A 17,914-nucleotide genomic window follows, 5' to 3' on the forward strand; every position below is an offset into this window, starting at 1 on the left:
GTCTGCGATTTGAGTTTTTCCTTCCTAAATGTCTGCATGTGTCCACAAGGTGTCAGCGGAGATTGTGAGACTTACTTCACTGTCTTCTCAAAACCCTTGGCCGTGAGGGTCCTATAGAAACTAACCAGCTCGGCGCTTTTGGCATCTTCGTGCCAGCTAGCGACGTAGGATTGGGCGCGCTCGGAAAGCTGTTGGAGCAGGGTGTAATCGCTTAATAGCTGGTTAACCTTAGTGGCAAAGTCGTCATGGTTATCTTCGGCGATCAGGCAGCCTTCTCCTTCTTTTAATACATCAATCGTGCCCATCGCGGCGGTGGAAACTACCGGCGTGCCGAGTGCCATCGCTTCCAGCAGCACCAGCCCTTGGGTTTCTGTGCGTGATGCAAACACAAAAACGTCGGCGGCACGATAGGCCGCCTGCAGTGGGCCGCTGCGGTTGAGATAGCCAAGGAACAGCACCGATTCTGCCACGCCAATTTCCTGGGCGCGCCGTACAAGCGAGTCATGAGCCGGGCCTTCGCCGGTAATAATCAGCCGGGTGGTGGGGTGTTCGGCTAACACCTTGGGCAGCATATCGATCAGAAAATCGATGTTCTTCTCAAAGGCGGCGCGGCCTACATAAAGCAGCAGGCGCGCATCTGTAGGCAGGTCGTAATGAGCACGAAAGTCGCTATCATCCTGGGCTTGAGGATGGCAGAACGACTCAAGCGGCAAACCGGTAGGAATGACCGTGGAGGGAGTGGTCACGCCGTAGTGGGTCAGTGCTTTCTGCATCGCTTGAGAGGGTGCCACTAAGGCGTCGAGCTGCTGACACTGGTGCACTGAAAGTCGGCGTGCGGCAAATCGCAGCCAGCGTCGTGGAAACCAACGGATATAGTGTTGAACATACTCCTCAAACAGGGTGTGGTAGGTCGCTACCACTGGAAGCCCGAGCCGACGCCCCAGGGCTACACCGGCATAGTGGGCGGTAAAGGGAGTATGGACATGAATAAGGTCAAAGGCTTCGGCGGCAAGCTGCGGCTTCAGGGCGATCAAGTCCCGGTAGTGCATCATGCGATCCTCCGGGTCGCCGGGTACCTGGCGCGAACGGATGCGCAGTACGCCCGGCTCGTCCACCTGGCCAACTGGATAGTCGGGGCAGATCAGCGTAACCGAGTGGCCCAGGCGTTCAAGGGCCCCTCGAAAACTGGCGATGGAGGTTGAAACGCCATTGACGCGGGGGAAATAGACATCCGAAATCATCAATATTTTTATACCGCTCAGCGGTGTCTTGGTCGTTGACGCAGTCGAGTGGAACAGCGTCAACGCTGACGTTAGCCGCGTCTTGCGATCAGCTTCGCGCTGTAGATACAGGGCATTGCCGTTGGCTAATTGGGTTAGGATCGCGACTTCCGGGTCACTGAGAGGAGAGCGGAGAGAGGGGCGTCGGCGCTGTGGCATGTTGTTTGGACTCTTTTGGCAGCTTATTGCCACGCTACCCCGAGTCCATGACTGACGGATGACAGCCAGCACCCGGCTTGTACATATCGAGCTGAGCGTTTTCGCACAGTGGGCGGTGCTCTCGCTTTTTGTTGTCTAGCCGTTTTATAGTGCTTCAATAGCACTCGACGAAAAACGGTAATCCACCATGGCCCTTTTTGAGCTACATAGCCGCAACTTAGCCCAAGAGCAGGTGGCCCATACCCACGACTTCCATCAGCTTATTCTGGCCACTTGTGGTGTTACGGAGCTTTCGATGGAGGGCCAGGGGGAAAGGGTGACCGCCCGCCGAGGGTGCTTGATCCCTTCGTCGCGCCATCACGAGTACCAGGGTGATGGCAACAACCGTACCTTAGTGCTGGATATACCCGTTGCCCAGTTGGCATCGCTTGAAAAGGGCAGTGAGATTGAGCGACTCTTTGATAAGCCGCGCTTTTTCAGCGTGCCTCCCGCGTTAAACCAGCTTACCCACGCCCTGGCGAATCAGCTTGAGCAGTGCCCCGCGCTGCAGAATGAAATCGCGATTCTGCTGTTACGCGCGTTGACCATGTATCTGCATGATGCCACTCCCTCCACAGTTGGACAGTTGGGCCAACACTGCATCAGCGAGCGCCTTGATCTTGCCCGTTTGGATGCCTGGTTGGATCAGCATCTAGCCGATGAGATTCGTGTGGAGCAGTTAGCTGCTTTGTGTGCCTTAAGCCCAGGGCACTTTCACTCCTGCTTTCGTGAGCTGACTGGCGTAACGCCGCTGGCCTATGTGCAGCGCAGGCGCTTAGAACACGCTCGCACCTTGGTTCGCCACAGCACGCTTAGCCTGGGGCACATCGCTATGCTGGTCGGCTTTCGCGATCAAGGCAGCTTTTCCCGCGCCTATCGGCGATATTTCGAGATTGCTCCTTCTTCAGACCGTTAGGCCCTTCTGCAGATCGTTAGACCCTCATCTGACCGCTAGCCCCTCGCCGAACCGTTAGTGCTAAAATTTTCTTGCCTGCATGACTTGCGGGCAAATCTACCTCAGCTTCGGGCAAGTAATTTGTCGGCGAGCGCACTAGTCTCTAATGATCCCTTTTAAATCAACACAACCCCTTTCAAGGAAAACACCATGGGCGTTACCTACCAAGACAGCAATGCACGTATGAGCCAAGTGGCGATTCACAACGGTACCGTTTATCTCGCAGGTCAGGTTCCCCCTGATGCCACGGCGGATATGCGTGGCCAAACCGAGCAGGTGCTGGCGCGTATCGATCAGTTGCTGGCCCAAGCGGGCACCTCGAAAGAACACCTGATCTCAGCACAAATCTGGGTCACCAGCATGGCGGAGTTCGACCAAATGAACGCCGCTTGGGACGCCTGGGTCGTGCCCGGTCGCCCGCCGGTGCGTGCAGCGCTTGAAGCCCAGCTCGCCAAGCCCGAGTGGAAAGTTGAGATTATGGTGGTAGCCGCGCTGCCGGAGGCCTGATATGCGGGTTGTTTCTGCCGAAGAGGTCACGCGCCACTTGACGTGGGATGGCTTGATCAAGCGGCTACATACAACATTCGTGAACGGCGTGGAGTCACCTCCGCGCCATCACCACGCGATGCACCGGCCAGATGGCGAAGCCACCATGCTGCTAATGCCCGCCTGGGAAGCGGCGGGCTATATCGGCGTCAAAATGGTCAATGTGTTTCCGCAAAACGCCGACCATGGTATTCCGGCGATCTCTGGGCTTTATTTGCTCAGCGAGGGCAAACACGGCCAGCCGCTGGCCTGCATCGATGGCAGCGAGCTAACCCGACGTCGCACGGCGGCGGCCTCTGCGCTGGCCGCTCAAGCCTTGGCGAATGAAAACGCAGAGACGCTGCTGGTGGTGGGCACGGGCAAGTTGGCGCCCATGGTGATCGAGGCTCACGCCAGCGTGCGTCCCATCAAACGTGTGCTGATCTGGGGCCGCAATCCCAGTAAAGCGGCAGCGATTGCCGAGGAGTATGCCGAACGCTTTGAGACCCACGTGGTGGAAGAACTCGCAGAAGCGGTAGCCGAGGCAGACATCATCAGCTGCGTAACGCTCTCCAACCAGCCGCTGATCAAAGGTGAGTGGCTGACGCCTGGCACCCACTTGGATCTGATCGGCGCGTTTCGCCCCCAAATGCGCGAAACCGATGCGCTGTGTCTGCGCCGCTCAGAGGTGTTTGTGGATACCTACGCCGGTGCCAAAGGCGAAGCGGGCGACATTCTGCAAGCCATTGAAGAGGGCGAGTTCCAGTTCGACCAGATTCAAGCGGAGCTTGCTGAAGTGCTGACCGGGGTTAAGCCGGGGCGTTCTGCACCGGAGGCCATCACGCTATTCAAATCGGTAGGTGCTTCGCTGGAAGATTTAGCCGCTGCGATAGAAGTGTGGGAGTCGCTGCCCGAACAGTCATAACGATTGCCATAACAACAACACCATCGATACCCGGTGGGTAGCCACGTCACTCATAACGAAGACCGACCAATAATCAAAACGAGGTGTGTTATGAACGCTAAAAAATCAGTATTTTTCGCCGCCTTGGCTGCACTTCCGCTAGCCATTGCCAGCGCCAATGCCCAGGCGCAATCCTATGAAATGGTGATTGCCACGCAGTTGCCCGAGGATATGAGTAATAACGAGATCTATCCGGCGCTGGTGCACTTTAAAAACTTGGTAGAGGCGCGCACCGACGGGGATCTTGAGGTCACCATCTTCGGCGGCGGCCAGCTAGGTTCCGAGGTGGAGAACGGCTCGGAAGTGCAGGGCGGGCGTACGCTACAGTCAACGATTATGTCCGCGGGGGCGATGTCCTCCTTCTACGAAGACTACCAAGTCGTCACGGCACCGTTCCTGTTCACCAACTGGCGGCAGGCGTGGAGCTTCTTTGACAGTGAATGGTTCGCGGATTTCATGTCCGGCACCATCGAAGACGCCGATTTGCGTTACTTGGGCACCTTCGATGATGGCGGCGGTTTTGTCGCCTTCACCAATAACGTGCGTCTAATAAAGACCGTCGAAGATTTAGAAGGTCTTAATATTCGCACCGAAGAGAACCCTGCCCACGTGGCGATCATGCAATCGTTAGGTGCTTCGGCCACCCCGCTGCCCTGGGGCGAGCTAATCACTGCGCTGGAAACCGGTCTTGCCGATGGGCAGTTCAATGCGCCGGTGCTCAATACCACCTTCAACTTCGATGCGGTCACCGACTACACCACGCTCACCGGGCATGTGTATAACAGCGCCCCCTGGGTGGTCAGCGAGTCGTGGTACCAGTCGCTGCCCGAAGAGCATCAGCAGGCGGTGATTAGCTCCGCCCGGGAGGCGATTCAACTGAGCCACGGTATGTCGGGCGCCCTGGCTACCGCGAGTTGGGTGGAGTCCTGTGAACGCTTCGAAGAGTGCTACCTGATGCCCGACGCCGAGCGTGAGCGGATGGCGGAAATTGCCCGGCCCGCTTGGCAAGAGTGGATCGTCGATGACTTCGGCATGGACGAAGCCCGCGTACAAGGGCTGCTTGATGAAGTCGAGCGTGTCGGCCAGCAGTTGGCAGAAGACGACTACCGCATCTATGGCCAATAAATGCAGGGCTAATAAAGCCTGGGTCAAAAAACAAGGCCAATAACGATTAGCGAACGATAAACGCTGGGGCGATGTGAGGCCCCAGCGTGAGGAAAAACCATGGGCGTTCTAACTCCTTTGCGCCGCGTGAGCGACCTCGTCAATCAGGTGGCTATCGTGGTGTGTGTGAGCTGTATTCTGGCGATGCTGGGCATCTCGTTCACGGCGTTTCTCTATAAGCTGATCACCGGCAGCACGCTGAGCTGGACCTACTCGCTGGCGCGGCTGTTTCTGCCCTGGATCGGCTTTCTCTCCATGACGATTTCGCTGCGCTATGGCGAACACGTCGCCATGACCCTGCTGGTTCGCAGCTTGCCCCGCGTGATGGTGCAAGTGGCTGCCGGGCTGTGTTTGGCGGTGATTGGCCTGTTTGCACTAATGCTAACTTGGTATGGCTGGGGCTATTTCACCAGCGCCACTCAGGTCTATATGGTTTCCGCCCAAATCCAAATCCCTAGTAAGTTCACCGCCATTGTCATACCCATTAGCGGTGTGATTATGCTGCTGCATCTGGTGCATGGCTTCGCCCTACTGGAGCACTTCATCGATGAGCAGGACGTGATTGGTGAACTCATCGACACCACTGACGGGGAGCGCCGCTCATGATCCCTGCAATTATTGCGTTTGTCTTGCTGCTGTTTATCGGCGCGCCGGTAGCCGTGGTGATGGCCATGTCGGGGCTAGCGGGTGGCTTTGCCATGGGCGGCGAGCGCATGCTCGGCATCATTGCCGACCGAATGTTCTCCGGCGTCTCCGGCTTTCTGCTGATTGCCGTGCCCTACTTTATTTTTACCGCTGAACTGATGAACCAGGGCGGGCTGACCCATAAATTGATCGCCTTCAACAATGCGCTGTTCGGCCGGGTGCGCGGGTCACTCTCCCACGTGAATATCTCGGTCTCGGTGTTCTTTGCGGGTCTCACCGGCGCGGCGGTCACCGATACCGTCGCCATCGGCAAGATCATGATCCCCGAGATGAAAAAGCAGGGCTACGATGCCGAATACGCCGCGGCGGTTACCGCCTGCTCCTCTATCATCGGGCCGATTATTCCCCCCAGCGTGGTGATGGTGGTCTACGCCACGCTGCTGCGGGATATCTCGGTGATTGACCTGTTTGCCGGTGGCATTATCCCCGGCCTATTGATGGCGCTGGCGCTGCTGGGCGTCAGCTTCTTCCTGGCCTGGAAGCGCAACTACCCGAAACAGGCGCCGACGCCGTTTAAGATGGCCGTGATGTCGTTTGTGCTGGCGCTACCCGCCATGGTGGTGCCGCTGATTATTCTCGGCGGCATTCTCTCGGGGCTCACCACGATTACCGAAGCCTCGGGCTTTGCGGCAGTTTACGCCATTGTGATTGGCGTGGTGTTCTACCGTAATCTTACCTGGCGCAAAATTTGGGATTCGCTGGTGACCACGGTGCGCTTTTCCGGCGTGGTGTTTTTCCTGCTGGCCACCTCGGCGGTATTGGGCTGGTTCGTTACCCGTTCGGGCATCGCCAGGGATGCAGCCAGCATGATCACCACCTTCAGCGATGTGGCCTTTTTGCAGTTGATGCTGGTGTGTTTGCTACTCTTGATGATCGGTACTGTCATGGATGTGCTGCCTGCTTTGGTGGTCATTGCGCCCGTGCTGGTACCGGCGATGATTCAGCTGGGTTTTGACCCGCTTCACTTCGCGATCCTGATGATCGTGGTGCTCAATATCTCCAACGTGACGCCGCCAGTGGGGATGACGCTGATGACCGCCGCACGAATAGCCGACGTGCCGTACGAACGGGCGATTGTGGCCTCGCTGCCGTTTTACGTATCATTTCTGGTAGTAATTGTGTTGCTGGCGGCGTTTCCAGCGCTCTCCACCTGGATTCCTTCTTTACTTTAACGGGCTGCCAAGGATTGCGAATTTGACCATGAAATGCTTTTACCACCCCGATCAGGCCTACCACGCGCCGCCGACGTTTTTGCTGCGCGGTCAACCCGTGCCCTCACCGGAAGGCCCGGTGCGCGCCGAGCTGCTGACCCAAGGCTTGGCAAGCGCGGGCCTGACCCTGACGGCACCTAAAGAGGCGGATTCGCCAACGCTGCGTAAGCGTTTAGAGCAGATCCATACGCCGCGCTACCTGACGTTTCTCGACACCATTTACGCCCGTTGGCAGGCGCTACCCAATGCGGCCGAATTTGTTGCACCCAATATTCACCCCTGCGGCGGTGGTTACCACTACCCGCGCCACCCGATTGGGCAGGCGGGCTGGCATCTGCACGATATGGCCTGCCCGCTGAGTGCTACCAGCTTTCAAGGCGCGTTGGCCTCGGCAGCTAGCGCGGAAGCGGCGGCTGAAGAGGTGCTTGATGGCGCGCCTACGGCCTACGCGCTGTGCCGCCCGCCGGGTCATCATGCTGGGCCGGAGCGCGCCGGGGGCTTTTGCCTGCTGAACAATTCAGCGCTGGCCGCCACGGTGCTGCGCGAACGCTTCGCTAAAGTAGCGATCATCGATGTGGATCTGCACCACGGCAACGGCACCCAGGATATTTTTTATCACCGCAGCGATGTCTGGACGGGGTCGCTGCACGCTGACCCTAGTGATTTCTATCCGTTTTTTTGGGGCGGCGCTGATGAAGAGGGCGACGAAGAAGGCGTAGGTGCTAACGTTAATTTGCCCTTGCCGGTAGGTAGCGACGGCGAGGTCTATCTGGACGCTCTGGCAGTGTTAATTGATCACCTGCAGCGCTACGAGCCCGATGCCGTGGTGGTGGCGCTAGGCTTGGATGCCCACAAAGATGACCCGCTCGCGGGGCTCAAGGTGGAAACCGAAGCGTTTATCGAGGTGGGCAAACGCCTGGCGGCGCTTTCGCTACCCATGGTGATTGTTCAGGAAGGTGGCTACCCCACTGAGCACTTAAGCGCCAACCTGACCGCCTTTATGCAGGGCTTTACGGCATGAGCAGAACCGGTTTCTACTGGCACGAACGCTGCTTTTGGCACGATCAAGGCGCGATTGGGGTATTCTCCGCGCCGGGCGAATTCCTGCAGCCCCAGGCCGCTTCGGAAAGCCCGGAGAGTAAACGGCGGCTGAAAAATATTCTCGAAGTTAGTGGGCTGATTGACGAGCTTCATGTGGTGAAACCATCCGCCGCGTCGCTCGATGATCTGCTGTGTTTTCACACCCCGCGCTATTTAGACGAACTGCAGGCGGGGGATCAAGCCCGCGGCGGCAATGGAGGCGACTGCGCCCCCTACATGCCCGGCAGTTGGGCGGCGGCCACGCAATCCGCCGGTTTAGCTATTGCCGCCGTGGAAGCCGTAGCGTTGGGCGAAGTGGGCAACGCCTACGCCCTATGCCGCCCGCCCGGGCATCATGCCGAAGCCGATCAAGGCCGTGGGTTCTGTCTGCTGGGCAATATCCCCGTGGCGGTGATGCGCGCCCGGGCCTTGGGGCAGGTTAGCCGCGTAGCGATACTTGATTGGGATGTTCACCACGGCAACGGTCAGCAGGCGGCGTTTGATAACGAGCCTGAAGTCTTTACGGTTTCTATCCATCAGGCGGCCAACTACCCGCTGGAAACCGGCAGCTTTGACGAGCAGGGCGAAGGCGCAGGCCTGGGTGCCAATCTCAACCTGCCGCTACCGCCAGGCTGCGGCCTGGGCGCCTACGCGTATGCCATGGAAAAACTGGTGTTGCCCGCACTGGAAGCCTTTAACCCCGAGCTCATCGTGGTGGCTTGCGGTTACGACGCCTGCGCCAAAGATCCCTTAGGCAAGATGTTGCTCAACAGCCAGGCCTTCGCCACCATGACCGCCCAGCTAAAAACGCTGGCCGAGCGCTGCTGCGATGGCAAGCTGGTGTTTGTACACGAAGGCGGTTATTCAGAGGGCTACGTGCCGCTCTGCGGTCACGCAGTGATCCAGACTTTGGCAGATAGTCAGATTGTCGTGCCTGACCCGCAAAACGATGAAATTGCCGCTTGGGGCTATCAGGCCCTGCAACCGCACCAGCAGTCATTGATAGACGACTGGTGCCAACAGTGGGAGCAACGCAAACAATGACACCGCTTTATGACCGCGATGGCTGGATTTGGCACGACGGTGAATGGCTGGAGTGGCGCGAGGCCAAGGTGCATGTCTTCACCCATACGCTTCACTATGGCATGGGCTGTTTTGAGGGCGTGCGCGCTTATGCAGGCCCCAGCGGCACGCATCTATTCCGTACTGCCGAGCACACCCGCCGCTTGGCAGAAAGTGCTCACTCGCTGGATATGCCGCTGCCGTTTAGTGAAGCGGAGCTGATCGATGCCCAGCGCGAGTGCTTGACCAAAAACAACCTGAGCAATGCCTACCTGAAACCTACCGTGTTTTTTGGGGCAGAAGGTTTAGGGCTACGCGCCCAGGGGCTGACTACCCATGTGATGGTCGCTGCCTGGGATTTAGGTCCCTACATTTCCCCCCAGGCCGCGACCCATGGCTTGCGCGCACTGACCTCTTCCTGGGCGCGCCACCACGTCAATATCAGCCTGTGTCGGGCAAAAACCAACGGCCACTACGTCAACTCGATATTGGCACTGAATACAGCGATCAAGGCCGGGTTTGATGAAACCATCATGCTCGACCCGGAAGGCTATGTAGCCGAGGCCTCCGCGGCGAACGTCTTCTTGCTGCGCGATGGCGTGCTGCATACCCCGGAAGTGACGTCGTGTTTGCAAGGCATCACCCGGGATAGCGTGATTCAGCTGGCGCAAAAGGTGCTGGGTATTGAAGTGCGGGAGCGGCGTATTACCCGCGACGAGCTCTACACCGCCGACGAGGCATTTTTAACCGGCACCGCCGCCGAAATACTCCCGCTTCGCGAGCTGGATGGCCGTCGTATTGGCGGTCGCGCGGGCGCACCGCCCGTTAACGAACCCATCAGCCCCGACAGCGTCACTGCTCAACTGCAGGGCTTATATCGTCAGGCGGTGCGCGGTGAGCTAGATGATTTTAGGCATTGGTTAACGCCTTAGGAGTATTCTGGCGGGTAATCAGCATGTAGCGGTGCGAGGGCAGGTTTCCGCGAGGGCGCTGTGAACCCGTCCATGGGCGCTACTTTTGTCATCCATGACAAAAGACCCTCGCTCCAACCTGCCCTCGCACCTACTGAGCAGATTTACCCATTGAATCAGGCGTTTTCTTTAATCGCCTGTTCGAGAGCCGCCAATCTTCCCGGTTCCAGTGCGGCTTGTACCGCCGTGATGCGTATTACATTGGCAAGCTCTGGGTGTGTCAGGCGCGTGACTAATACACCTTCGTCGAGCAGTTGCTGATGGACCTCAGCGGCGAGTTCGGCGCTGGGCAGGCGAATGCCGATAAAGTTGGTGGCGCTGGGGAGCACGTCGGCACCCAGGGCGCGAAAGTGCTCTGCCAACTGCTCACGGCGGGCTTTTACATCGGTAACGTGTTGGTGAACCTCGTCAGGGTGGTCGAGCACCACTTCCGCAGCGGCCAGGGTCAATGACGATACCGCGTAGTGAATACGCACCTTCATCATCATCGCCAGCACGTCAGGGTCGGCGATAGCGTAGCCAATGCGCAGACCCGCCAGGCCGTGGGCTTTGGAGAGCGTGCGCAGGCGAATTACGCCCGGTATTGCTTTGCCAGCGAACTCGCTGTTGGCATCATCGCGGAAGTCCCCATAGGCTTCGTCCAGCAGCAGCCAGCAGGTATCGGGCAGCGCCTCGCGCAGTTTGAGAATGGCGCTGTCGCTATGTAAGTGGCCGCTGGGGTTGTCGGGGTTGGCCAGATACACTAGCCGCGCATTTTCCTGATGCGCCGTTGACGCCAAGGCTTCCAGGTCGGGGGCTAACACGCCAGGCGCCTCAAAATAGCTGGGTTCGATCAGGCGGCATCCCTGGCCTTTGGCAAAATAGCCCAAGGTGGGGTAGGTGCCTGCGGTGCTCACTACGGTTTCCCCCGGTTCGCAGGTGGTGCGCAGGGCCAGGGCGATTAAGCTATCGGCACCGGCATCTACCAGCAGCGTTTCCAGCGGAATACCTTGCTGTGCGCTCAAGCGCTGGCGCACCCCCAGCGCTTCGGCATCACCGTAGCAGTAAACATGTTCAGCCAGAGCATCGCCAAAATGTTCGCGCAGGGCGCGGTGGGGCATATCCAAGCCTTCATTAGAGCCCAGTCGATAGGGGATCTTCTTTCCAATGCGACGCTCTAAAACTTTGATACCTGGGAAGGGGTTATGCGGGCCTTCGCCAGTTAAGTGTTTGGGATAACGGGGCGTACTTTGGCTAGGCATGGTAAGTCCTAAAAACAGTGTTAATGAGTAACTTAAAACGTTTCTTGAAGCACTTTGCTGCGATTCAATAGATTGAGCGGGTCTAGGGCCAGCTTGAGGGTGCGCATCAGCTCTATTTCGGCGCTGGAGCGGCAGGTGCTCAGCCAGGGCCGCTTCTCAAGGCCAATGCCGTGTTCGGCGGAGACCGAACCGCCGAGTGCCGCCAGCGGCTGATAGACCATGGCTTCCACGTCACGGCGCACCTCGACATCGGCGCTCCCCACGCTAACGGAAATATGCAGATTGCCATCGCCCAGATGGCCAAACACTACCAGACGCGCCTCTGGCCAGCGCTGGGTTAGGTGCGCTTCCAGGGCATCGGTATAGCGCTGCATATCGGCAATCGGCAGGCTGACATCAAAAGTGAACAGCGGTGCCAAGCCTTTGATTAACCCTTCGATATCTTCACGAATCGCCCACAGCCCATCGCGCTGGGTAGTCGACTGCGCAATCACCGCATCCACGATCAGCTCGCTCTCTAACGCGCTTTCTAACGCCTCGCTGAACTGAGTAGCATTGCGCTCGGCGTCGCTGCCCAGAGAATCAATGATCACATAAAACGGGTGCTCGGTGGCCATCGGCGGGATGTGGCGGCCGAGGGTTTCAGTGAGCAGCCGGTAGTGGTTTTGCCACATCACTTCAAACGCACCCAGGCTGCCGCCGAGGGCTTTACCCATATGGCTGAGCAGCCCAGTGAGCGCCTCAAACGAAGGGCAGGCCACCATCGCCGTTTGTTCGCTGGGGGTGGGTGGCTGCAAGCGCAGTACCGCGCGGGTCACAATCCCCAACGTGCCTTCGCTGCCGATAAACAGCTGCTTTAAATCGAAACCTGCGTTGTTTTTGAGCATACGGTTCATGGAGCTGACCACCCGGCCGTCGGCCATGACGGCTTCCAGGCCGAGCACCTGCTGGCGCATCATACCGTAGCGGATCACCCGCACGCCGCCGGCGTTGGTGGCGATATTGCCGCCAATGGTGCAACTGCCCCGAGCACCCAGGTCGAGCGGGAACTGTAGGCCAACCTCTTTCGCGGCTTCCTGCACCCGCTGCAGCGGCGCCCCCGCCTGCACGGTGAGGGTGCCGCCGACTTGATCTATTTCTTCGATCGCGGTTAGCCGTTCCAGGGAAATCACCAGCTCATCCGGACTAGCTTCTGCACCGTGCACCAACCCGGTTAATCCGCCGTGGGTGACCACCGGCTGCTGCACGGCGTAGCAAGCCTGCATCACAGCGGCGACCTGATCAGTATCCGCTGGGCGAACGATCGCTCCAGCTTGGCAGGGCGCGCCGGTCATCCAATCCACGCGGCGGCTGCGCACATCGTCACCGGTCAATACATTGGGTGGGCCCACAATAGCGCGCAGTGCCTCCAGGGTTATTTGCATGTGTTTTCCTTAGCCTATCTTGTCCATTCGGTAAATCACGCTGTCGCTGCCACGGGCGCTTCGCGGCCGGGAATCGCCTTGAGCAGGTCCTGGGTATACGTCTCTTTTGGAGCGAGGAAAATTTGCTCGGCGCTGCCTTGTTCGACAATGCGGCCATGCTGCATCACCACGATGCGGTCACAAATATGCGCGGCGACACGCAGGTCGTGGGTGATGAACAGCAGCGAAAGCGACAGCCGCTGTTTTAGCTCCTCCAGTAGTTCCAGTACCTGGGCCTGAATCGACACATCCAACGCTGAAACAGCTTCATCTGCAACGATCAGCTCGGGGTTGAGCGCCAGCGCCCGGGCAATGCCGATACGCTGACGCTGGCCGCCGGAAAATTCGTGGGGGAAACGCTCCACGGCGCTGGCGCCCAAGCCCACCATATCCAGCAGCTCACCTGCCTGTTTAAGCGCCGCTGCTTTGGGCGTGCCGTTGGCAATTGGCCCCTGGGCTATCGCCATGCCCACTTTGGTGCGTGGGTTGAGCGAGGCGTAAGGGTCCTGGAATATCATCTGCACCCGGTGGCGTTCCCGGCGTAGCGCATCGCCTTTTAGCTGGGAAAGATTCACCCCATCCAGCAGCAGCTCGCCGCTGTCCGGGTGCTCCAAGCGCACCACGCAGCGTCCGAGGGTGGACTTGCCCGAGCCGGATTCGCCTACGATGCCCACGGTTTCTCCACGCGCCAGGGTGAGCGAAACATCGTTAAGCGCATGCACTTCGCGAGCAGGTTTGAGCCAGCCGCCCCGAGAGCGAAAGACCTTATTGAGCTGCTTGATTTCCAACAGCGGGGCGACTTGGCTGGTCTCCCTGTGGGGCGGCACCGCATTACTGGGAATCGCGGCAATCAGCGCTTGGGTATAGGCGTCTTGCGGGTTCTCAAGCACCGGCTTGGCGTCACCCAGCTCGACGATCTTGCCGTGGCGCATGACGCAGACGCGGGTGGCAATTTCGGCTACCACGCCAAAGTCGTGGGTGATAAACATCACCGACATGCCGCGCCGCTGCTGAAGGTCCCGAATAAGCTCCAGAATCTGCGCCTGTGTCGTTACATCCAGCGCCGTAGTGGGCTCGTCGGCAATCAACAAAATGGGCTCTAACGCTAGCGCCATGGCGATCATGACCCGCTGGCGCTGGCCACCGGAAAGCTCAAACGGATAGGCGCGAATGGCCTTTTCAGGCTGGGGAATGCCCACTTCGATCAGCAGTTCCAGGGCGCGGGCCTGGCGCTCTTTGGCGTTGAACTGGCCGTGGGCCTCGAACACCTCGGCAATTTGCGCGCCTACCCGCATCAGCGGATTGAGGGCGGTCATCGGCTCCTGAAAGATCATGCCAATTTTTAGCCCGCGCAGGGCGCGGTGCTGTTTTTCCGACAGGGCAAGTAGATCCTGCCCTTCAAAGAGTATCTCGCCATGGGTGGCGTTCACGCCCTTGGGCAGCAGCCCCATCACGGCGTTGGCGGCCATCGATTTGCCGGAACCGGACTCGCCCACCACGCACATGATCTCCCCGCGCTTAACCTCGTAGCTAACGTCCTCCACCGCCAGGGCGCGATCCGCCCCTTTAGGAAGCGCAATGTTCAGGTCGCGAATGCTGAGGACGGTGTCAGCCGATTGATTCTCTGTAATAGGCATATAAAGTCCTTAGCGCTCACGGGATAGTTTGGGGTTCAAGGCATCGTCTAGCCCTTCACCCACCAGGTTTAACGCCAGTACGGTGAGCAGAATCGCCACGCCAGGGAAGAAGCTTAGCCACCACGCCTGGCGAATCACCGTGCGCGCTGCGCCGATCATATAGCCCCAGGACATCACGTTAGGATCGCCCAAACCCAGAAACGACAGCGCCGATTCCAGCAAAATCGCGGTGGCGACCATCAGCGAGGCCAGTACGATAATCGGCGACAGCGTATTGGGCAGAATCTGACGCAGAATGATCGTGGTGTTGGACTGGCCGACCAGACGCGCCGCTTCCACATATTCACGGTTGCGCAGCGACATAAATTCGGCGCGCACTAAACGGGCTACCGGCGGCCAACTGACAATCGCAATCGCCAGTACAATCGAAGTGATACTGGGCTGCATAATCGCCACCAGCACGATCGCCAGGGCAAAATTGGGGATGGTCTGGAAGAACTCGGTAAAGCGCATCAGTACGTCATCAATGATGCCGCCGTAGTAGCCTGCAATCGCCCCCAAGGGAACGCCAATCAGCAGGGCCACGCTGGTGGAGACCAGCCCGATCAACAGCGATACCCAGGCGCCGTGCATCAAGCCGGATGCCACGTTGCGGCCCATGGTGTCGGTGCCCAGGGGGAAGCCATCCTGGGAGAGCGGTGGCAAAAACGGCCGCTGAACCATGCGCCAGGGCGACTCAGGAAATAGCAGTGGGGCCAGTATCGCCATGGCGATAATCACCAGCAGGATGATCAGGCCGACGAGGGCACCACGGTTTTGCGCGAAGCGTGCGAAAAAGCTCATGCGGCCCCCTTCTTGATACGTGGATCAGCCAGACTGTAGACCAAATCGGTGATGATGTTGAAGACAATCACCAAGGCCGCCGAGAAGAAGAAAATACCCAGCAGCAGGTTGTAGTCACGTTGCTCAAGGGCTTCAAACATCAAGCGGCCGATGCCCGGCCAGGCAAACACGGTTTCGGTCAGAATGGCCCCGCCGACCATCTGCCCCGCTTGCAGACCTGCCAGGGTAATAATTGGCAGTAGCGCGTTACGCAGCACATGACGACGCTGGATAATGCTGGGCTTCAAGCCTTTGGCGCGGGCGGTTTTGACGTAATCCTGCTGGGCGGCATCCAGCATTGAAGTACGCGTCATACGGGTGTAAATCGCCATAAAGAACAGCGCCAGCGTGGTTGCCGGGAGCACCAGGTGTTGGGCAACATCGAGCATCAGCGCAAACCCGGTGTGATCGGCCCCGACGGTATAAAGCCCGTAGGCGGGCAGCCAGCCCAGGTAGACCGAGAACACCACCACCGACATCAGCGCCACCCAGAACAGCGGGGTAGCGTAGAACACCAGTGCCAGCGCCATAATGATTGAGCCGGAAGGTTTTTTAACCCGGGCTGCGGCCATGGAACCCGCCACGATGCCCAGTACCAGCGAAAGCACAAAAGCGGTGCCGGTGAGCAGTAGAGTGGCTGGCAAGCGATCCATGATCAGATCAAACACTGGGACGCCCAGCCGGTAGGAGTAGCCAAAATCGAGCATGGCAATACCCGATACATAGCGCCACAGCTGCACGTACATTGGCTGATCAAGGCCGAATCGCTCGCGCAACTGGTTGAGGAACTCCTGATCGGCAGCGCCCGCTTGCCCAGCCAAAATAGCCGCCGGGTCGCCGGGGGCCATTTGAATCAGAAGAAAATTGAAAATAACGATCAAAAACAGAACGATAACGGCTTTAAAAAGCCGCATGGCAATTAACCGAGCGTAAACCATAGACACCTTCCTGATGTAGCTGAAACACCCAGGCGGTGTCGACCGCCTGGGTATGGCTAAGCCCTAGCGGTCTAGCCAGGCATCTTTAAAGCCGTCGTTAACCCCTACGCCGGAGGTGACTAGGTTTTGCACATCGCAGCGGTAGAGCGTCGGGAAGCCCAGCTCCATCAGCCAGCCAACGGGCACGTCTTCGTGCAGGATTTCCTGCACTTCACCATAGAGTTTTTCGCGCTCTGCATCGGGGAATGCCGTGGCGGCTTCGTTAAACAGCTCGTCGACACGCTCGTTTTCGTAGCCTTCCACGTTATTCCAGGGCGAGCCCTTGGCAATATTGTCGGAAAGGTAGGTGCGTGAAATACCCAGCGCCGGGTCGCCGTACTGGTAAAGGTAAGTAAAGGCGAGGTCGTAATCCCAATCGCCCAGGCGCTGGTTCCAGCCGCCCACGTCGGTGGCCTGGGTTTCTACGTTAATGCCCACTTCGCGCAGGTTTTGCTGCACGGCTTCGGCCCAGCGCGTCCAGGTTTCCCCATAGGGCAGCGGCAGAATGGTGATCTCTTCACCGTCGTAGCCCATTTCATCCAGCAACTCGCGGGCGCGGTCTGGATTGTAATCGTAGGGCTCCAGATCATCGTTCTGGAAACGCGCATTGGAGCCAAAGGCGGAGAGCGGGACATTGCCCAGGCCGTTCCAGAGTACATTTTTGGCGAACTCGCGGTCCATGGCGTACATCACCGCCTGACGGAAACGTTTATCCGCCGTGGGGCCTTCGCGGTTGTTCATCCACAGCATGGCGAAGGGGCTGAAGTACTCATGGCCCTCTTCAGTCATACAAACGTTATCCATCTCGGCCAGGCGGGGAATATCGAAGTTTTCGACGGTACCGCTGGGCAATACATCAATGGTGCCGTTCTCGAACGCCACTGCGCGGGAGGCACCGTCGGGGATGACGTGCCAGTTAACACCGTCCAGATAGGGCAGGCCGTCTTCGTAGTACTCCTCGTTCTTGACCAGCTCGATGACGGTGCCGCGTTCCCAGTTGTCGAACTTGAACGGGCCGGTGCCAATAGGGTGGTCGTTGTGCTCGTTATTGCGGAAATCGGTACCCGCATACAGGTGCTCAGGCACCATGGTGAAGGTGCCCGCTTCAAAGGAGAGCAGGAAAGGACCGAAGGGCTGCTTCAGGGTAAACACCACAGTATGGTCATCGGTGGCTTCGATACTTTCCACGTGCTGCAGCACCGCCCGGGCGCTGGGGTTCAACTCGCGGTGGAACACATCGGCGGAGAACACCACATCGTCGGCGGTAAAGGGCTCGCCATCGTGCCAGGTAACGCCTTCACGCAGATGGAAGGTGTAGGTACGGCCATCGTCACTAACGTCCCACGACTCTGCAAGTTGTGGCATGGGTTCAAGGTCGGTGGTATAGCGCAACAGGCCTTCGTAAATATTGCCCGCTACAGTGCGGGTGGGTGCGTTCTGAACCATGCCCAGCACCAGGCCGGGCGGTTCCGGCTGGATAATGGTGTTAACCACTCCACCCTCTTTGGGGTCATCGGCCAGGGCGGCGGAGGTAAAAGCGAGTGCTGCAGCGGAAATAGCCAACGCTAAAGGTTTCTTCATGTTTCCTGCTCCTCGGTT

General features: G+C 58.6%; 16 protein-coding genes. 9 read left to right on the top strand and 7 right to left on the bottom strand.

Annotated features, from left to right (window positions below):
- Positions 1 to 71 precede the first annotated feature (71 nt).
- Complete coding sequence (locus QEN58_RS03030) at positions 72 to 1,439, bottom strand: glycosyltransferase (RefSeq protein ID WP_280105689.1); 1,368 nt, start codon at positions 1,437 to 1,439, stop codon at positions 72 to 74.
- A gap of 187 nt (positions 1,440 to 1,626) precedes the next feature.
- On the opposite strand from QEN58_RS03030, the gene QEN58_RS03035 reads away from it, so the two are divergent.
- The 9 genes from QEN58_RS03035 (at position 1,627) to QEN58_RS03075 (ending at position 10,076) form a co-directional block, all read left to right on the top strand.
- Positions 1,627 to 2,394 carry an AraC family transcriptional regulator gene (locus QEN58_RS03035; protein WP_280105690.1) on the top strand — a complete coding sequence of 256 codons (768 nt, stop codon included), beginning with the start codon at positions 1,627 to 1,629 and terminating at the stop codon, positions 2,392 to 2,394.
- Between the two features lie 189 nt (positions 2,395 to 2,583).
- Positions 2,584 to 2,940 (top strand): RidA family protein, encoded by a 357-nt coding sequence (locus tag QEN58_RS03040; RefSeq protein WP_008959745.1) that lies wholly within the window; start codon positions 2,584 to 2,586, stop codon positions 2,938 to 2,940.
- Between the two features lies 1 nt (position 2,941).
- Positions 2,942 to 3,883 carry a bifunctional Delta(1)-pyrroline-2-carboxylate/Delta(1)-piperideine-2-carboxylate reductase gene (gene lhpI / locus QEN58_RS03045; RefSeq protein WP_280105691.1) on the top strand — a complete coding sequence of 314 codons (942 nt, stop codon included), beginning with the start codon at positions 2,942 to 2,944 and terminating at the stop codon, positions 3,881 to 3,883.
- 90 nt (positions 3,884 to 3,973) lie between these two features.
- Complete coding sequence (gene dctP / locus QEN58_RS03050) at positions 3,974 to 5,047, top strand: TRAP transporter substrate-binding protein DctP (protein ID WP_280105692.1); 1,074 nt, start codon at positions 3,974 to 3,976, stop codon at positions 5,045 to 5,047.
- A gap of 99 nt (positions 5,048 to 5,146) precedes the next feature.
- Positions 5,147 to 5,692, top strand: coding sequence for a TRAP transporter small permease (locus tag QEN58_RS03055; protein WP_280105693.1), 546 nt, complete (start codon positions 5,147 to 5,149; stop codon positions 5,690 to 5,692).
- Positions 5,689 to 6,963: a TRAP transporter large permease gene (locus QEN58_RS03060; RefSeq protein ID WP_280105694.1), complete on the top strand. Its 1,275-nt coding sequence runs from the start codon at positions 5,689 to 5,691 to the stop codon at positions 6,961 to 6,963. The genes QEN58_RS03055 and QEN58_RS03060 overlap by 4 nt, the downstream gene beginning before the upstream one ends.
- Positions 6,964 to 6,991: 28 nt before the next feature.
- Positions 6,992 to 8,023: a histone deacetylase family protein gene (locus QEN58_RS03065; protein ID WP_280105695.1), complete on the top strand. Its 1,032-nt coding sequence runs from the start codon at positions 6,992 to 6,994 to the stop codon at positions 8,021 to 8,023.
- Positions 8,020 to 9,126, top strand: coding sequence for a class II histone deacetylase (locus tag QEN58_RS03070; RefSeq protein WP_280105696.1), 1,107 nt, complete (start codon positions 8,020 to 8,022; stop codon positions 9,124 to 9,126). The genes QEN58_RS03065 and QEN58_RS03070 overlap by 4 nt, the downstream gene beginning before the upstream one ends.
- Positions 9,123 to 10,076 carry a branched-chain amino acid transaminase gene (locus QEN58_RS03075; RefSeq protein WP_280105697.1) on the top strand — a complete coding sequence of 318 codons (954 nt, stop codon included), beginning with the start codon at positions 9,123 to 9,125 and terminating at the stop codon, positions 10,074 to 10,076. Before QEN58_RS03070 ends, QEN58_RS03075 begins: the two co-directional genes overlap by 4 nt.
- A 155-nt stretch (positions 10,077 to 10,231) precedes the next feature.
- Here QEN58_RS03075 and QEN58_RS03080 read toward each other — a convergent pair whose 3' ends face one another.
- The 6 genes from QEN58_RS03080 to QEN58_RS03105 all read right to left on the bottom strand — a co-directional run bounded on the left by QEN58_RS03080 (position 10,232) and on the right by QEN58_RS03105 (position 17,896).
- Positions 10,232 to 11,356, bottom strand: coding sequence for a pyridoxal phosphate-dependent aminotransferase (locus QEN58_RS03080; protein ID WP_280105698.1), 1,125 nt, complete (start codon positions 11,354 to 11,356; stop codon positions 10,232 to 10,234).
- Positions 11,357 to 11,388: 32 nt separating this feature from the next.
- Positions 11,389 to 12,780, bottom strand: a complete 1,392-nt coding sequence (locus tag QEN58_RS03085) for an FAD-binding oxidoreductase (protein ID WP_280105699.1) — start codon at positions 12,778 to 12,780, stop codon at positions 11,389 to 11,391.
- A gap of 35 nt (positions 12,781 to 12,815) precedes the next feature.
- Complete coding sequence (locus QEN58_RS03090) at positions 12,816 to 14,456, bottom strand: ABC transporter ATP-binding protein (protein WP_280105700.1); 1,641 nt, start codon at positions 14,454 to 14,456, stop codon at positions 12,816 to 12,818.
- A gap of 9 nt (positions 14,457 to 14,465) precedes the next feature.
- On the bottom strand, positions 14,466 to 15,299 hold the full coding sequence (locus tag QEN58_RS03095; RefSeq protein WP_146876019.1) for an ABC transporter permease: 834 nt from the start codon (positions 15,297 to 15,299) through the stop codon (positions 14,466 to 14,468).
- Positions 15,296 to 16,276: an ABC transporter permease gene (locus tag QEN58_RS03100; RefSeq protein ID WP_280105701.1), complete on the bottom strand. Its 981-nt coding sequence runs from the start codon at positions 16,274 to 16,276 to the stop codon at positions 15,296 to 15,298. The genes QEN58_RS03095 and QEN58_RS03100 overlap by 4 nt, the downstream gene beginning before the upstream one ends.
- A gap of 63 nt (positions 16,277 to 16,339) precedes the next feature.
- On the bottom strand, positions 16,340 to 17,896 hold the full coding sequence (locus QEN58_RS03105; protein ID WP_280105702.1) for an ABC transporter substrate-binding protein: 1,557 nt from the start codon (positions 17,894 to 17,896) through the stop codon (positions 16,340 to 16,342).
- Positions 17,897 to 17,914 lie beyond the last annotated feature (18 nt).

It is taken from the genome of Halomonas alkaliantarctica, from assembly GCF_029854215.1.
GTDB classification, from domain to species: Bacteria; Pseudomonadota; Gammaproteobacteria; order Pseudomonadales; family Halomonadaceae; genus Vreelandella; species Vreelandella alkaliantarctica_A.

Bases quoted from the DNA above. Each gene is read 5' to 3' on its own strand.
- QEN58_RS03030 (WP_280105689.1), bottom strand. From the start codon at position 1,439: ATGCCACAGCGCCGACGCCCCTCTCTCCGCTCTCCTCTCAGTGACCCG.
- QEN58_RS03035 (WP_280105690.1), top strand. From the start codon at position 1,627: ATGGCCCTTTTTGAGCTACATAGCCGCAACTTAGCCCAAGAGCAGGTG.
- QEN58_RS03040 (WP_008959745.1), top strand. From the start codon at position 2,584: ATGGGCGTTACCTACCAAGACAGCAATGCACGTATGAGCCAAGTGGCG.
- lhpI (WP_280105691.1), top strand. From the start codon at position 2,942: ATGCGGGTTGTTTCTGCCGAAGAGGTCACGCGCCACTTGACGTGGGAT.
- dctP (WP_280105692.1), top strand. From the start codon at position 3,974: ATGAACGCTAAAAAATCAGTATTTTTCGCCGCCTTGGCTGCACTTCCG.
- QEN58_RS03055 (WP_280105693.1), top strand. From the start codon at position 5,147: ATGGGCGTTCTAACTCCTTTGCGCCGCGTGAGCGACCTCGTCAATCAG.
- QEN58_RS03060 (WP_280105694.1), top strand. From the start codon at position 5,689: ATGATCCCTGCAATTATTGCGTTTGTCTTGCTGCTGTTTATCGGCGCG.
- QEN58_RS03065 (WP_280105695.1), top strand. From the start codon at position 6,992: ATGAAATGCTTTTACCACCCCGATCAGGCCTACCACGCGCCGCCGACG.
- QEN58_RS03070 (WP_280105696.1), top strand. From the start codon at position 8,020: ATGAGCAGAACCGGTTTCTACTGGCACGAACGCTGCTTTTGGCACGAT.
- QEN58_RS03075 (WP_280105697.1), top strand. From the start codon at position 9,123: ATGACACCGCTTTATGACCGCGATGGCTGGATTTGGCACGACGGTGAA.
- QEN58_RS03080 (WP_280105698.1), bottom strand. From the start codon at position 11,356: ATGCCTAGCCAAAGTACGCCCCGTTATCCCAAACACTTAACTGGCGAA.
- QEN58_RS03085 (WP_280105699.1), bottom strand. From the start codon at position 12,780: ATGCAAATAACCCTGGAGGCACTGCGCGCTATTGTGGGCCCACCCAAT.
- QEN58_RS03090 (WP_280105700.1), bottom strand. From the start codon at position 14,456: ATGCCTATTACAGAGAATCAATCGGCTGACACCGTCCTCAGCATTCGC.
- QEN58_RS03095 (WP_146876019.1), bottom strand. From the start codon at position 15,299: ATGAGCTTTTTCGCACGCTTCGCGCAAAACCGTGGTGCCCTCGTCGGC.
- QEN58_RS03100 (WP_280105701.1), bottom strand. From the start codon at position 16,276: ATGGTTTACGCTCGGTTAATTGCCATGCGGCTTTTTAAAGCCGTTATC.
- QEN58_RS03105 (WP_280105702.1), bottom strand. From the start codon at position 17,896: ATGAAGAAACCTTTAGCGTTGGCTATTTCCGCTGCAGCACTCGCTTTT.